Annotated in this window: 17 protein-coding genes; 10 read left to right on the top strand and 7 right to left on the bottom strand. The window is 71.8% G+C overall.

Annotated elements, in window-relative coordinates:
• Positions 1–80 precede the first annotated feature (80 nt).
• Together ABT154_RS11885 and ABT154_RS11880 are read right to left on the bottom strand one after the other, a co-directional pair.
• Complete coding sequence (locus ABT154_RS11885) at positions 81–752, bottom strand: HAD family hydrolase (RefSeq protein WP_351856042.1); 672 nt, start codon at positions 750–752, stop codon at positions 81–83.
• Positions 753–973: 221 nt separating this feature from the next.
• Positions 974–1,597: an SRPBCC family protein gene (locus tag ABT154_RS11880; RefSeq protein WP_502969488.1), complete on the bottom strand. Its 624-nt coding sequence runs from the start codon at positions 1,595–1,597 to the stop codon at positions 974–976.
• A 499-nt stretch (positions 1,598–2,096) separates the two neighbouring features.
• On the opposite strand from ABT154_RS11880, the gene ABT154_RS11875 reads away from it, so the two are divergent.
• The 3 genes from ABT154_RS11875 (at position 2,097) to ABT154_RS11865 (ending at position 3,580) form a co-directional block, all read left to right on the top strand.
• On the top strand, positions 2,097–2,252 hold the full coding sequence (locus tag ABT154_RS11875; RefSeq protein ID WP_351856039.1) for a hydrophobic protein: 156 nt from the start codon (positions 2,097–2,099) through the stop codon (positions 2,250–2,252).
• Between the two features lie 251 nt (positions 2,253–2,503).
• On the top strand, positions 2,504–2,893 hold the full coding sequence (locus ABT154_RS11870) for an STAS domain-containing protein (protein WP_351856037.1): 390 nt from the start codon (positions 2,504–2,506) through the stop codon (positions 2,891–2,893).
• Between the two features lie 102 nt (positions 2,894–2,995).
• Positions 2,996–3,580 carry a type 1 glutamine amidotransferase domain-containing protein gene (locus ABT154_RS11865; RefSeq protein WP_351856034.1) on the top strand — a complete coding sequence of 195 codons (585 nt, stop codon included), beginning with the start codon at positions 2,996–2,998 and terminating at the stop codon, positions 3,578–3,580.
• Positions 3,581–3,669: 89 nt separating this feature from the next.
• On the opposite strand, the gene ABT154_RS11860 is transcribed toward ABT154_RS11865, so the two are convergent.
• The 3 genes from ABT154_RS11860 to ABT154_RS11850 all read right to left on the bottom strand — a co-directional run bounded on the left by ABT154_RS11860 (position 3,670) and on the right by ABT154_RS11850 (position 5,230).
• A complete protein-coding gene (locus ABT154_RS11860; RefSeq protein ID WP_351856032.1) occupies positions 3,670–3,831 on the bottom strand; it encodes a hydrophobic protein in 162 nt (53 codons plus the stop codon).
• 63 nt (positions 3,832–3,894) lie between these two features.
• Positions 3,895–4,536 carry an endonuclease gene (locus tag ABT154_RS11855; protein WP_351856030.1) on the bottom strand — a complete coding sequence of 214 codons (642 nt, stop codon included), beginning with the start codon at positions 4,534–4,536 and terminating at the stop codon, positions 3,895–3,897.
• Between the two features lie 184 nt (positions 4,537–4,720).
• Positions 4,721–5,230: a GNAT family N-acetyltransferase gene (locus tag ABT154_RS11850; protein ID WP_351856027.1), complete on the bottom strand. Its 510-nt coding sequence runs from the start codon at positions 5,228–5,230 to the stop codon at positions 4,721–4,723.
• Between the two features lie 362 nt (positions 5,231–5,592).
• Here ABT154_RS11850 and ABT154_RS11845 point away from each other — a divergent pair, with 362 nt between their 5' ends.
• The 7 genes from ABT154_RS11845 (at position 5,593) to ABT154_RS11815 (ending at position 10,704) form a co-directional block, all read left to right on the top strand.
• A complete protein-coding gene (locus ABT154_RS11845; RefSeq protein ID WP_351856026.1) occupies positions 5,593–6,153 on the top strand; it encodes a SixA phosphatase family protein in 561 nt (186 codons plus the stop codon).
• Between the two features lie 351 nt (positions 6,154–6,504).
• A complete protein-coding gene (locus ABT154_RS11840; protein WP_351856024.1) occupies positions 6,505–7,191 on the top strand; it encodes a HemK2/MTQ2 family protein methyltransferase in 687 nt (228 codons plus the stop codon).
• Complete coding sequence (locus tag ABT154_RS11835) at positions 7,175–7,495, top strand: CDGSH iron-sulfur domain-containing protein (RefSeq protein WP_351856021.1); 321 nt, start codon at positions 7,175–7,177, stop codon at positions 7,493–7,495. Before ABT154_RS11840 ends, ABT154_RS11835 begins: the two co-directional genes overlap by 17 nt.
• On the top strand, positions 7,492–8,577 hold the full coding sequence (locus ABT154_RS11830; protein WP_502969487.1) for an iron-containing redox enzyme family protein: 1,086 nt from the start codon (positions 7,492–7,494) through the stop codon (positions 8,575–8,577). The genes ABT154_RS11835 and ABT154_RS11830 overlap by 4 nt, the downstream gene beginning before the upstream one ends.
• A 323-nt stretch (positions 8,578–8,900) precedes the next feature.
• A complete protein-coding gene (locus tag ABT154_RS11825; RefSeq protein ID WP_351856020.1) occupies positions 8,901–10,133 on the top strand; it encodes a PP2C family protein-serine/threonine phosphatase in 1,233 nt (410 codons plus the stop codon).
• Between the two features lie 122 nt (positions 10,134–10,255).
• Entirely contained in the window at positions 10,256–10,429 is a 174-nt protein-coding gene (locus ABT154_RS11820) for a hypothetical protein (RefSeq protein WP_351856017.1), read from the top strand.
• Between the two features lie 101 nt (positions 10,430–10,530).
• Positions 10,531–10,704 (top strand): CsbD family protein, encoded by a 174-nt coding sequence (locus tag ABT154_RS11815; RefSeq protein WP_351856015.1) that lies wholly within the window; start codon positions 10,531–10,533, stop codon positions 10,702–10,704.
• 93 nt (positions 10,705–10,797) lie between these two features.
• Here the strand turns inward: ABT154_RS11815 and ABT154_RS11810 are convergent, their stop codons facing one another.
• Both ABT154_RS11810 and ABT154_RS11805 read right to left on the bottom strand, forming a co-directional pair.
• Positions 10,798–11,838: an SRPBCC family protein gene (locus ABT154_RS11810; protein ID WP_351856012.1), complete on the bottom strand. Its 1,041-nt coding sequence runs from the start codon at positions 11,836–11,838 to the stop codon at positions 10,798–10,800.
• 3 nt (positions 11,839–11,841) lie between these two features.
• Positions 11,842–12,804, bottom strand: coding sequence for a histone protein (locus tag ABT154_RS11805; protein WP_351856010.1), 963 nt, complete (start codon positions 12,802–12,804; stop codon positions 11,842–11,844).
• Between the last annotated feature and the right edge of the window lie 29 nt (positions 12,805–12,833).

Raw genomic sequence — 12,833 nt, 5'->3', positions numbered from 1 at the left:
GCCCGCTCCGCCGGCGCCCGCCCCGTTGATCACGTGGTGCCGGATCCCATGGTGCACACCCGTGCGCCGGGGCCGTGGACTCAGGTGCCGGGGAAGGTCCTGAACGGGCTGGTGTCCAACTGCGCCAGGAGGTCGGCCGGATCGTCGTAGACGGCCACGGCCCCCGCTGCGGTCAGATCGGTCCGCGGGATGCCGCCGCACAGCAGCCCGACGCATGTGACGTCCGCGCGGCGGGCGGCCTTCATGTCCCAGACCGTGTCGCCGACGAACACGGCCCGGTCGGGCGCCACGCGCACCAGGGTGAGCGCGTGCTCGACCGGATCGGGGGCGGGCTTGCCCGCTGCGACGTCCTCGGCGGTGGCGGTTTCGGCGATCACGTCGTCCGCGTCGACGGCCCGCCGCAGGGCCCCGAGCTCCCGGTCGGTGGCCGAGGTCACCAGGACGACCTTCCAGCCGTCGGCCGCGACGACACGCAGCAGGTCGGAGGCCTTGTCGAAGGCTCGCAACCGCTCGAAGAAGGTGGCGTACAAGGTGTCGTGGCCGGTGCCGAGCCGCTCGTCCTCCGACAGATCCCGGCCCGCACCGAGCAGGTGCTCCAGGAGCCGGTCCCCCGGCAGGCCGATCGCGCGGTGCACGGCCTGGGACGGTACCTCGTGCCCGCCCTGACGCAGGGCCTCCCACCAGGCGAGGACGTGAAGATGGTTGGAGTCGACAAGGGTTCCGTCGATGTCGAAGAGCGCGGCGCGGTCCATGACGGTCTCCCTACGGATCACGGAGGGCGGGCAACGGCGTCGTCTCCGCCCCGGCGGAGGAGGTCATGCTGCGCGGCTAGCCGCGACGGACGGGTTCGAAACGGGGATGTCGGGAGATTCTGAGGGCCGGGTGCGGAGCGCGGTCCGCCCGCCCCCTGTCGGGAGCGGGCGGCAGGCTCCGTGGAACGGCGCGGGAGAAGGCGGCCGGACTCGCCCCGTGGTCAGCTCGGGCGGGGGCCGTCGGAGCCGCCGGGCGGCATCGGCCAGGCCTCCCGTGCTCCCGAGGACGTACGCGTCGCACCGGGCGCGCCCATCGTCCCCGGAGCCTCCCGGACCGGCGCGTCGGACGGCGTCGGTGAGCCGGCGCGGGTCGGACCGCCGACCGTGTCCGAAGGCTGTACGCGACCGCGCCAGGCGCCGGTCTCGTGACCGTGTTCCTCGATGAAGCCCTTGAACCGCTTGAGGTCGCCCTTGACCCGCCGGTCCAGGACGCCGAGCGCGTCGGCGGCCTTCTCGGCCATGCCCTCGGGCTCCACGTCCATGGCGAGACTCACCCGGGTGTGACCTTCGTCGAGTCCCTGGAAGGTGACGACGCCCTTCTGCTTCACGTCGCCGCCGACGGTGCGCCACGAGATGCGCTCGTCGGCCAGCTGGTCGACGATCTCCGTGTCGAACTCGCGCCGGACGCCCGCGATCCTGGTCTGCCAGTGGCAGTGTCGATCGTCGACCTGGGTGACGTCCTCGACGCCCTCCATGAAGCTCGGGAACTCCTCGAACTGCGTCCACTGGTTGTAGGCGTTCCGCACGGGAACGTCCACGTCGATCGTCTGCTTCACCATGCTCATGTCGTGCCTCCTGCCTGTGTCGCGAACCATTCGGTGTCTTTCCGCGCGTACCCGGAGAGTCCGGGTTCAATCACGGGCGCCGATCCGGTGAGGATCCCGCTCCGGTTCGCGTCCGCCGCCCGTTCTGGTACCCCTCGGGGCCGTGACACTCCCCACCCTGCGGCGCCGGGGCGGTGTTGTCCTCGGGTGCCTGGACCGGGTCCCCGGTCATGGTGAGGGTGTGCGGCGACGGTGAGCGTCCCGGCCGGGCGGACGTAGATCACGTCCCGGGGGCATGGCGTCGCGTGCGGTGTTCCTGGCCGGCCACCCTCGTACGGTCGTGGTCGTGGCTTCTCGCGGCGGATGCCCGCCGCTCGCTCCCACGACCGTCGCAAGCGACGGTCTTCGCTCCCCTCACGACGGATGCATGACACCGTGGAGAACGGGCAACCGCCAGGGAACGGAGGCCGCCGCGCCAAGGATGGTCCGAGGGCCCCCGGCGGCATTCGGAGGTGGCGTCATGGTTCCCCTGCTTCTCGTCCTGTTGGTGATTCTGATTCTCTTCGGCGCGGGCTTCGCGCTCGACGTGCTGTGGTGGGTGGCCATCGCCCTCCTCGTGCTGTGGGTGCTGGGGTTCTTCATGCGGAGCGGCAGCGGTCGCTGGTACCGGTGGTGACCCGGAACCGTGTGTTCGGCCCGGAGGCATAGGCGGACCGGGAGCGCCACGCGCCGGGGTGGCGACCGGAACCGGCCTCCGAGCAGGCCTCACGCGTAGTAGACGGACGTCCGGGTGCGAGTGCGTGCCCGGACGTCCGCCTGTGGTGCGCAGACACCCGCCGCTTTCCGTCCCGCTCGCGCCCCGCGGAAGAGCAGGTGACCGATAGGGTGCAAACAGGGCAAAAAGCGTCCTGGAAGGCTGGTGCGCCCATGAAGGACGAAGATCCGGTGGCCGGAGAGGGCGCGTCCACGCCCGCCGGGTTCACGGTCGAGGTCCGATCCGTGCCGGGCACGGACACCGTCGTCCTGTCGGTCGCGGGCGAACTCGATCGCGACACGATGCCCCCGCTGAGCGCGGCCCTGGAGGAACACGTCGGAGCCGGGAGGGTCGTCGTCGACTGCTCGGCCCTGGCGTTCTGCGACTCGTCCGGGCTCAACGCCCTGCTGAGGGCACGCCTGTGGGCGCTGGAGGGCGGGGGGACGGTGGAGTTCTCGGGGCTGCGCCCGCCGGTGGACCGGATGTTCGACGTCACCGGCGTCCGCGCGATCTTCCGGGTGTACGAGACGCTGGACGAGGCGCTCGACGAGAGCGCCCCCTGAGGCGGCGGGAACCGTGGCCGAGGCCCTCGACGGTCACACCTTCCCGAGCGCTGCGCGAACGACCGAAGCAGCCGCACACCCGACAGGAGACAGGGAGCCACCGTGTCACTCGACGGCAAGAACGTACTGATCCTCACGACGAACTACGGCACGGAGCAGGACGAGTTGCTGAAGCCGGCCGCCGATCTGCGGAAGGCCGGCGCCCGCGTCACCGTCGCCGCGCAGAAGGACGAGGCGGTCCACACCCTGGTCTCCGACCGCAGGCCGGGAGCCACCGTCCCACCGGACACGACCATGGCGAAGGCGACGGCGGACGGGTTCGCCGCAGTGGTCGTGCCCGGCGGCACGGTCAACGCCGACCGGTTGCGGACGGACACGGACGCACGTCGTCTCCTCTCGGCCTTCGCCGAGGCCGGCAGACCGATCGCCGCCATCTGCCACGGACCCTGGATCCTCGTGGACAGCGAGCTGGCCGAGGGCCGCGACCTCACGTCGTATCCCTCCCTCCGCCCCGACCTCGAGAACGCGGGCGCCACCTGGCTGGATCGGGAAGTCGTCGTGGACACCACCGGGAGCCATCCCCTGATCACCTCTCGCAGGCCGGGGGACCTCGACGCCTTCGCTTCGGCGATCGTCGACATCCTCGACGCCGACGCCGACGCCGACGCCGCCGGAGACCGGGACTGAGACCCCGGCGGGGCGGCGGGCGAGCACCCGGTCCGGCTGACGGACGGCCGATGCCGATGCCGCGATGCCCCGGCCATGGATGTCCGGCGCTACCAGCGGTACCAGCGGCCGCCGCCGCCCCTGGGCCTGGCCACGAAGCCGATCAGCCACAGGACCAGAACGGCGATGGCGATCCACCAGAGCATCTTCAGCGCGAATCCCGCGCCGAAGAGAAGCAGGATCAGGAGCAGGACGAGAAGCAGGGGAACCATGGATATCAACCTCCGAGAGTTCGCGTGCCCCCGCTTTCGTCGGGCACACGCAAAATCATGGATTCATGCCAGAAGGTCCTCGGCGGCGTTCCCGGACAGGCCGAACCTCACCAGGGCGGCAGCCAGCCTCGGCAGGTCTTCTGTGTCCACCAGCCGCGCGAGGCCCTCGGGCGACCTCGGGAGGCCGAGCTCGGCGGTGGCCTCACGCGCGCGGTCGTCGAACGAGGGGCGTAGCTCGGGCCACACGGTTTGGGCCTCGCGGCAGAAGATGTCCGCTCCCACCGGACCGATCCGCGGAACCTCCCGAAGCAACTCGCGGATGCGTTCCGGATCCCCGTCGGCCTCGTCACGCAGACGACGCAGATCTCCGCGGTACGCGTCGAGGACGAGCCCCGCCCCGGCCCCCAGCGCGGTGGCCGTGCTCTCGTCGTAGCGGCGGTAGTGGGCGCGGCCGAGTGCGTCCACCCGGTCCTGCCAGGAGGAATCCGCCATCGCCCGGGGTGTGCGTAGCCCGGCTCCGAACAGCTCGCGCGCCGCCGCCACCGCGATGTCGGCCCGGATGCGGACCGAGAAGAGCACGCAGAGGGTGAGCAGCTGGTACAGGGGCGCGGGCGTGTTCCGCAGCCTGATGCCGGCTTCCTCGGCGTGGGTCCGCCCGTAGGCGTCCATCAGTCGTCGTACGGTCGTGCGCTGTCGCTGTGTCATGGCGGCGGGTTCCTTCCCTGCGAGCCGGTGCTGCGAGCCGGCGACCTCCTTGCCGTCATCGCGCTCTCCTCGCACCGCCGGCGGAGTCGCCCCACCTACGCGGCTACCCGGCGTCGCCGCCGTCATCCGCCGCGGATTCCCGCCCCACGTCGTGGAGGAGCGGAGCACCGGGTGCCGGCCTGGATCAGCTCAGTTCTTCGGCGAGGAGGTCCATGAGCAGGCCGTCGTGCCAGGTGCCGTCGGCACCGCGTTCGTACTGCCGCATGAGGCCCACGGGCCGGAAGCCGACCTTGGCGTAGCAGCGGATGGCGGCCGCGTTGTCGGCGGCCGGGTCGATGACCAGTCGGTGGAAACCGGCATCGTGGACGAGGTGCCGGGCGAGGGTTCTGACGGCGTCGGTGCCCAGGCCTCGGCCGTGCACCGCGGGGTCCAGGAAGAGGTCGATGCCGGCGTGCCGGTAGTCGGGCTCTTCCTCGGCGTACCACTGGATCATGCCGATGATCCGGTCCTGCCGGTAGATCGTCATGCAGTGGGTGTCGGGATCCGCCAGGTCTTCCGCGACCTCGGCTCCGAGGTCGGGCCCGCCGCGCCAGCGGGCCCGCACCTCGCGAGTGGCGCGGATCGCGGCCAGCGCGGGGGCGTCGTGGGGCTCGGAAGGCCGGAGTTCGAGGGCTTCGCCGCACAGCACTGTCATGCCCCGGAGCCTACGCAGATACGGGTGCCGGGGCCACGGTGTTCTGTGGGCGTCGCGGTGACCGCGCGGACGAGCCGTGTCAACGGCGCGGACGAGCCGTGTCGACCGCGCGGACGAGCCGTGTCAACGGCGGGGACGAGCCGTGTCAACGGCGGGGGCCGGTGTGTGAAGAGGCCCGAAGCGGCCCCGGCCCCCGGACACGGCCGGAGGGGCCCGTAGGGCGCCGACGGGGGGAGAGCCGAGTCCCTGCGTTCGCCGACCGGGCCGGTCCGTGCGGAGATGGGACGATGGAACAGCCGCCCGGTAGCCGACCGTTCGTCGAACGGATTCCGGCCACCGGCCCTCTCGGGAAGGAGGCGGCCATGTCCCCACATCCCGGACCCCGGCCGGTGTCGGCGCCCCCCGACGGGGCGGCCGAGTGCCGACTGCTGCTGGTGCGGCACGCCAAGGCCGTCCCGAAGAACCAGCCGATCCCCGACTTCGATCGTCCTCTGAGCGGACGCGGAGAGGCCGACGCACCCCGGACGGGCCGCTGGCTCGCGGACTCCGGTCTCACGGCCGATCTGGTGTTGTGCTCCCCGGCCCGCAGGACGCGGCAGACCTGGCGGCTCGCGGTCCCCGCGCTGGAGGAGCCTCCGCCCGTCGTGTTCGACGAGCGGCTCTACGATGCGGCCCCGAGCCTGCTGGTCAGCGTCCTGGCGGAGCGGGGACCGGGCCTCGGCCGCCTGGTTCTGGTCGGCCACAACCCCGGCATCCATCAGCTGGCGGTGGCGCTGTGCGGGAGCGGCCCCCAGGACCCCCTGGAGCGGGTGAGGTCGGGATTCCCGACCTCGGGCGTGGTGGTCGTGGACCTGCCCGGCGGGTGGGGCGGGCTGACCCCGGGCGGCGGGACTCTGGCGGCCCTCTGGTCACCGGCCGACTGAGCGTCGCGGCGCGCGTTCAACGGGCGTGGGCGGTGAAGGGGCGCCGCGACTCCCCGCGCCGGCGACGTCGACACGGCGGACTTGCTGCGGTCGGGCCTGACGGACCTGTCCGCACCCCGGGCGGAGCGGCGCTCGGGCCGACCCGTCGAGGGCCCGCCGCCGAGGCCCCGGCGCCGTATCCGCCGCGCCCGGCATGGCGTGCCCGGCGCGGTCGACGCCGAGGTCCCGGGCGTCCGGGCGGGCACGACAAGTGATCTCGCCGGGCATGAGGTGCCCTCCTCGGGGCAGTCGCAGGCTGTAGCCCGTGGCAGCCGACCGCACGGGTGCCGCGCCCGAACCCGGAGGTACGTGATGTTGAGCACGGTTCCGACCTCAAGCGGCCTCCCCGGCGGCCTGGTCGCCCTGCCGAGCGTCTACCGGCCACAGGCGGACACGCGTCTGCTCGCCGAGGCGCTCGCCCATGAGGAACTCGGCCCCCGCACGGACGTCCTGGAGATCGGCACCGGGACCGGAGCGCTCGCTCTCGACGCCGCCCGCAGGGGCGCCGCGGTCACGGCGGTCGACGTGTCCTGGCCCGCGGTGGCGACGGCCCGGGTGAACGCCCTGGCCCACCGGCTGACCCTGAGCGTCCTGCACGGAGACTTCCTGGCGCGTACGAAGGGGCGGCTCTTCGACCTGGTCGTGACGAACCCCCCGTACGTGCCGGCGCCCAGGGCGCGGCTGCCCTCTCGGGGCGCGGAGCGGGCCTGGGACGCGGGCCCCGACGGACGCCTGATGATCGACCGGATCTGTGCGGCGGCGTCGGCGCTGCTGCGCCCGGGTGGCGTTCTGCTGATGGTGCACTCGGGCATGTGCGGGGCGGAGACGACCGTGGACCGGCTGACCGGCACGGGCCTGTCCGCCGAGGTCACGGCGCGAGCCTCCGTCCCCTGGGGGCCGGTCCTGCGTTCGCGACGGGCCTGGCTCGAGCGGCAGGGCCTGGCGCTCGAAGCCGAGCAGCGGGAAGAGCTGGTGGTCATCCGTGCCCGGAAATCCTGACGACACGCCGCGCCCCGCGCCCGCGCGCCGGGTGTCCGTGGATCCGCGGGGCCCGGTACTGGTGGAAGGCCCGGTCGAGATCGTTCTGGACGACGGGACGGTCGTCCGGTCCGACCGCTTCTCCGTCGCCGTATGCACCTGCCGTCGGAGCCGTACGTACCCCTGGTGCGACACCAGCCACCGCCGCCGGGGGCGAACCGCCCGGCCGGCCGAGGGCAAGAAATCCGGAGAGAGATCGAACCAGAACAAAAAAGCACAGGAAGTAACAGAGCAAAACAGGTCGACCCAGGACAGGCCGTCGTGACGCTCCCTCCCCGCCCCGGCCCGTCGGCCGCGCCCCCTCCCACCCCCCGCCTCGTGGACGGGCGTGGCGAGCTGTCCCACGCCGTGACGGAAGCCCTGCGTTCGGGAGGCCCGCCGCGTTACGGCCCCGGGGCCGTGGCGAGCGCCGACGTCTGGGGCGAGGATCTCCAGCTCGCCCTCTACCTCCTGTACGAACTGCACTACAGGGGCTTCGAAGGAGTGGACGACGCACGTGAGTGGGACCCCGATCTGCTGAGGCTGCGCCGGGAGATGGAGGCCCGGTTCCTCGACGCCCTGCGCGCCCGGCTGCCCGAGGTGCCGCGGACGGTCGAGGACGCCTTCGCACCGCTCCTCGTGGAGCCCGTCGACCTCTCCGACAGCCTCAGCCACCGCCTCGCGACCGACGGGGAACTGTGGCAGCTGCGCGAGTACGCGGCCCTGCGCTCCCTCTACCACCTCAAGGAAGCCGACCCGCACGTCTGGGTGGTCCCCCGTCTCACCGGACGGGCCAAAGCCGCCATGGCCGCCATCGAGTACGACGAGTTCGGCGCCGGCCGCGCCGAACGCGTGCACGCGAGACTCTTCGCGGACCTCATGGACGACCTCGGCCTCGACCACGCCTACGGCCGGTATCTCGACCACGCGCCCGCGCCCCTCCTGGCGACCGTGAACCAGATGTCGCTGTTCGGGCTCCACCGCGCCCTGCGCGGCGCCCTCGTCGGCCACTTCGCCTGCGTGGAGATCACGTCGTCACCCGGCTCAAGGCGCCTGGCCGAGGCGATGCGGCGATGCGGGGCGGGAGCCGCCGCCGAACACTTCTACGCCGAACACGTGGAGGCCGACGCCGTCCACGAACAGGTCGTGCGCCACGGCGTCGTCGGCGGACTCCTGACCGACGAGCCCGCCCTGGAGCCCGACATCGCCTTCGGCTGCGCCGCGACCGTCCTGCTGGAGGACCGGCTCGCCGACCACATCCGCGGCGCGTGGGGCCGGGGGCACAGCGCACTGCGCCACCCGCTCGCCCAGGAACCCGGGCGGAGCACCGCTCAGCCGCCCAGTGCGGGCAGCACCTTCTCGCGGTAGGCGGTGAAGAACTCCTCCCGCCGCTGTCCGATCCGGCCGACGACAGCTCACCCTCTGCCGGGCGGACGGCATCACCTTCGACGCACGACGGCCGGACCGACCTCGGGCCGGACCAGCACGGCCGGGCCGGACCGACCCCGGGCCGGACCCGCGCGCTGCGAAGGGCCGCCGTTCGACCGATCTCGACGCCGCCGCCCCGGCGACCCGCCCGGCGTGTGAACGCCGGAGCGGACCAGGAGTGTGTAGCGTCCGAGGCGAGCGGGCCTCCTGCCACGCAGTACCGCTGTCGTGGCCTCGACGGGCCGCGATACCGGGAGGCTGACGTGACGGGTGAGCGGATCGGACCGGCCGAGGTCCTGGCAGCGGCGGAGGCCGCCGCGCCGGTGGACTCCCTCGACGTCGTGACGCGCGAGCTGCGCGTCCGGTTCGGCGCCCGGTACGTGTCGTTCCTGTGCGTCGACATCGTCGGCCGGCGTCTGCTGCGCGTCCACGACACCGCGGCCGTCCATCACGAGGAACGAGCGGCGCAGGTCCTGCTCTCCGGGACCGGGGCGTACGACGAGGTCCTGAGCGGTCAGCGGCTGGTGCTGGCGCCGGACGGCGAGCACGGGCAGCGGCTGCTCGCCCCGGTGACGCACCGCGGCGACGTCATCGGAGTCCTCGAACTGTCCCTTGAGCACACCCCCCTTGACGTGTTGGAGCAGGTCGCGGACGCCGCGCGTGCGCTGGCCTACGTCATCGTCACCGACCGCAGGTTCACCGACCTCTACCACTGGGGCAACCGCACCGGGACCGTCAGCCTCTCCGCCGAGATCCAGCGCCAGCTCCTGCCCTCGGCCGCCTCGTGCGAAGCGCTCCAGTTCACCCTCGCCGGCGCCCTGGTCCCGGCCTCCGACATCGCCGGCGACACCTACGACTACAGCCTCGACGCCGGCACCCTCCATCTGTCCGTCACCGACGCCATGGGTCACGACGTGAGCGCCTCGCTCATGGCCACCTTGCTCGTCAACGCCTCCCGCGGCGCCCGCAGGGCCGGGGAGGACCTGGCGGAGCAGGCCCGTCAGACCCATCAGGCCCTCCTCGAACACGGCCACCGCTCCCTCGCCACCGGGCAGCTGCTGCGCGTTGCCCTGGACGGATCCAGCGCCCAGCTCGTCAACGCCGGGCACCCGTGGCCGCTACGGCTGCGCGACGGGGCGGTCGACGAACTGCAGCTCGACGTCAACCTGCCTTTCGGCGTCGCCGAGCAGGGCGCCTACCAGGTGCAGGACGTGGACCTGCTCCCCGGTGACCGCCTGCTGCTCCACACCGACGGGATGCAGGAACGCGACGCTCGGACGGTCGACCTTCCCGGCCTCCTGCGCGAGACCGCGACCGAGCATCCACGCGAAGCGGTACGCGCCCTCGTCGGCGCGGTTTCCGACGCCTACGGCGGCCGGCCCCCGCATGACGACGCGACCGTCCTGTGCCTGGACTGGCACGGCCCCTGGGGCGGAGGGCGGACGAGCTCCGGTGACACGCGACCGCAGCCCGTGCTCCGTACGCGCGGGGCCTGATGCTCACGCCGGGTCTACGGTGGAAGTGTCCCGTCCCGCGCGGGCGATCCGAGGTGACGGCCGTGTCGATGCCGAGCCCCCCACATCCGCGCGGATCTGCGAACGCGGGAGGAGGGACCTCCATGAGTGCCAAGGAGAAGGCCAAAGCCAAGGCCGAGCAGATCGTGGGCAAGGCCGTTCAGAAGACGGCTCGTATGCGGGGCAAGAAGACCACGGAAGATAAAGGGGCCGCTCTGGGGCTGCGCGGGAAAGCGCGGGCCCGGAAGGAGAAGGCGAAGGACTTCTTCAAGAAGTGACCGGACCGCCGCCGGGCCGCATGGATACCGGTGTTGGGGGAAGGCGCCACGAGGCGTCTCGTTGCGGGACGTGGGGGGACACGTGCGGGAAGGTGACAGAAATGGCCGGAGGCAAGAAGGCCAAGAACGTGGCGAAGACCGCCAAGGGCAAAGTGAAGGAGACCACGGGCAAGGCCGTGGGCAATGAGAGCCTGGCGATGAAGGGCCGTGCCGAGCAGGTCGAAGGCGACGCGAAGCAGGCGAAGGAGAAGGTCAAGGACGCGTTCAAGCGCTGACCCACCGGTCGGCGCGGGCACGGCGTCGACGTGCGGAGACCGAAGGAAGGAGCGGCCCGCGGAGGCCGCTCCTTCCTTGCGCACCCGAGCGGTTCAGCGTCCGCGTCCGCGGCGGCGCCGGCCCGCGGTCTCTTCCTCCTCCGTCTCGTCCTCCTCCGTCTCCTCGTCCTCGTCGGCGTAGTCGCCCTCGTCCGCCTCGTCCTCGTCGGCGTAGTCGTCCTCCGTCTCCTCGTCGCTCTCCTCCGGCTCGAATTCCGCCTCGGCGTCCTCGGCCTCGTCCACGTCCTCGCCTTCGGCGGGTCCGCCTTCCTCCTCGAGCGCGTCCTCGTGCGAGCGGACCACCTCGCCGTCGCGAATCTCGCCGCGCCAGCCCTCGGGCTCGTCGTCGGTGAGGGTGACGTGGCGCCGGAAGTGCTTCATGTCCAGCCGGAGTCGGCGCCCTTGGGCACGCCAGATGTTGCCCGTCTTCTCGAACAGGCCGGAGGGGTAGTACTCGACGGTGAGCAGGATCCGGGTGAGCGAGGGGCCCAGCTCGTGGAAGCTGACGCAACCCCGCGTGGAGCCCTTGGCTCCGTCGGAGGTCCAGATGATGTGGTCGTCGGGGACCTGTTCCTGCACCGTGGCCTTCCAACTCCGGGTCGAGGGGCCCACCTTGACCTTCCAGTCACTGCTCGTCTCGTCGCCCTGCGAGACGTTGCGGACGCCCTTGGTGAATCCGCTGAAGTCCTCGTACTGGGTCCAGTGGTTGTAGACCCTGCGGATCGGTGCGCCCACGTCGACGGTCTCGACGATGCTGGTGATCTTCTGGGTGCCGCTCTTGCGCTTTCCCTTTCCCGAGCCGAACAGATTCGACGCCGTCTCGGTGACCTTGTCCTTCAGCCCACCCAGCGATTGGCCCACCATGGCTTTGACGGGGGAGTCGCCCTTCAGCAATCGCCCGCCTATGTCGGTGAGTTTGCCGCCGTTGTCCGCCACGTCGTAGAGCTGGTCGGTGACGTCCCCCAGCTTGTCCGTGGCCTTCTCGGCCAGTTGACCGGTCTGCGCGCTCAGGAAGCCGCCCAGTTCGCTGATGAGTCGGTCCAGCCCTGATTCGGACGTCTTGGTGCTGCCGCGGTCGCGGTCCTCGGTTGCCATGACCTACCTCCGCGTCGCGGGCTTGCGCGCCGACGTCTTCTTGGCCGCGGGCTTGCGCGCGGTCGTCTTCTTGGCGGCCGGCTTGCGCGTCGCCGCCTTCTTGGCCGCGGGCTTGCGCGTCGCTGCCTTCTTCGCGGCCGGCCTGCGCGCTGTGGTCGACTTCTTCGCCGGTCCTGAGGCAGTCTTCTTCGCGGCTGTGGTCTTCTTGGCGGGAGCCGTCTTCTTCGCCGGAGCGCTCTTCTTCGCCGGAGTGGACTTCCGTGCCGTGCTCCGGCTCGACGTGGACCGCTTCTTCGGTGTGTCCTTCTCCGCCGCTGCCGACGACGAAGCCTTCTCGGCCGGTCTGGTCTTCTCGGCGGATGACGCCGTACCGCGTGAGGACGCCTTACGGGAGCGGGACCCGGTGGTCTCCGACCGTGAGCGGGACGCGGTGCCGCCTGACCGGCGCCTCCGTGGCGCCTCCGGTTCGGCTTCGGGTTCCTCCTCCGGTTCCTCCTCCTCAGGCTCCTCCTCGTACTCGCCCTCGGGCTCCTCCTCCCACTCCTCGTCCTCTTCGCCCTCCTCGTGCTCGCCCTCGGGTTCCTCATCGGACTCCCACGCGTCGTCGTCGTACCGCTCGTCCTCTTCGCCCTCCTCTTCCTCCTGGTCACCGCCGCTGCCGAGGGCGAGAGTCCGCTCGTGGAGGGAGTCGGCGAAGTCGGCCAGCTTGCGGTTGGCCGCCGCGGTGAGGGCCTGGCGGCCGGCGTCGAGCGCCTCACCCTTCAACTGCTCGCCCATCTCGGCGACCTGGGGGACGTCCTTGAGCTTGGCGAGTCCCTGCGTCATGAGCTGCCCCGGTTCGAGGCCGAAGCGCCGGCCGGCCAGGTAGGTCGCCACGGTGAACGCGAGGCGAGCCTTCTTCGTCCGTCCCAGTACGTAGCCGCCTGCCACCGCGGCCGCCAGGGCGATCTTGGTCGTGTCCTCCATGACCCCTGTCCCTTCACCGGGGGGCACGA

The organism is Streptomyces sp. NPDC001728 (assembly GCF_040297565.1).
GTDB lineage: Bacteria > Actinomycetota > Actinomycetes > Streptomycetales > Streptomycetaceae > Streptomyces.
Note: the sequence above shows the minus strand (reverse complement) of the source record. Positions and strands in the feature narration are given on the sequence as shown.

What these genes read in the sequence shown, in the direction of transcription:
- ABT154_RS11875 (WP_351856039.1), top strand. Translation starts at nt 2,097, where the DNA reads ATGGTTCCCCTGCTTCTCGTCCTGTTGGTGATTCTGATTCTCTTCGGC.
- ABT154_RS11855 (WP_351856030.1), bottom strand. Translation starts at nt 4,536, where the DNA reads ATGACACAGCGACAGCGCACGACCGTACGACGACTGATGGACGCCTAC.
- ABT154_RS11880 (WP_502969488.1), bottom strand. Translation starts at nt 1,597, where the DNA reads ATGAGCATGGTGAAGCAGACGATCGACGTGGACGTTCCCGTGCGGAAC.
- ABT154_RS11840 (WP_351856024.1), top strand. Translation starts at nt 6,505, where the DNA reads ATGTTGAGCACGGTTCCGACCTCAAGCGGCCTCCCCGGCGGCCTGGTC.
- ABT154_RS11870 (WP_351856037.1), top strand. Translation starts at nt 2,504, where the DNA reads ATGAAGGACGAAGATCCGGTGGCCGGAGAGGGCGCGTCCACGCCCGCC.
- ABT154_RS11850 (WP_351856027.1), bottom strand. Translation starts at nt 5,230, where the DNA reads ATGACAGTGCTGTGCGGCGAAGCCCTCGAACTCCGGCCTTCCGAGCCC.
- ABT154_RS11810 (WP_351856012.1), bottom strand. Translation starts at nt 11,838, where the DNA reads ATGGCAACCGAGGACCGCGACCGCGGCAGCACCAAGACGTCCGAATCA.
- ABT154_RS11820 (WP_351856017.1), top strand. Translation starts at nt 10,256, where the DNA reads ATGAGTGCCAAGGAGAAGGCCAAAGCCAAGGCCGAGCAGATCGTGGGC.
- ABT154_RS11805 (WP_351856010.1), bottom strand. Translation starts at nt 12,804, where the DNA reads ATGGAGGACACGACCAAGATCGCCCTGGCGGCCGCGGTGGCAGGCGGC.
- ABT154_RS11845 (WP_351856026.1), top strand. Translation starts at nt 5,593, where the DNA reads ATGTCCCCACATCCCGGACCCCGGCCGGTGTCGGCGCCCCCCGACGGG.
- ABT154_RS11815 (WP_351856015.1), top strand. Translation starts at nt 10,531, where the DNA reads ATGGCCGGAGGCAAGAAGGCCAAGAACGTGGCGAAGACCGCCAAGGGC.
- ABT154_RS11860 (WP_351856032.1), bottom strand. Translation starts at nt 3,831, where the DNA reads ATGGTTCCCCTGCTTCTCGTCCTGCTCCTGATCCTGCTTCTCTTCGGC.
- ABT154_RS11885 (WP_351856042.1), bottom strand. Translation starts at nt 752, where the DNA reads ATGGACCGCGCCGCGCTCTTCGACATCGACGGAACCCTTGTCGACTCC.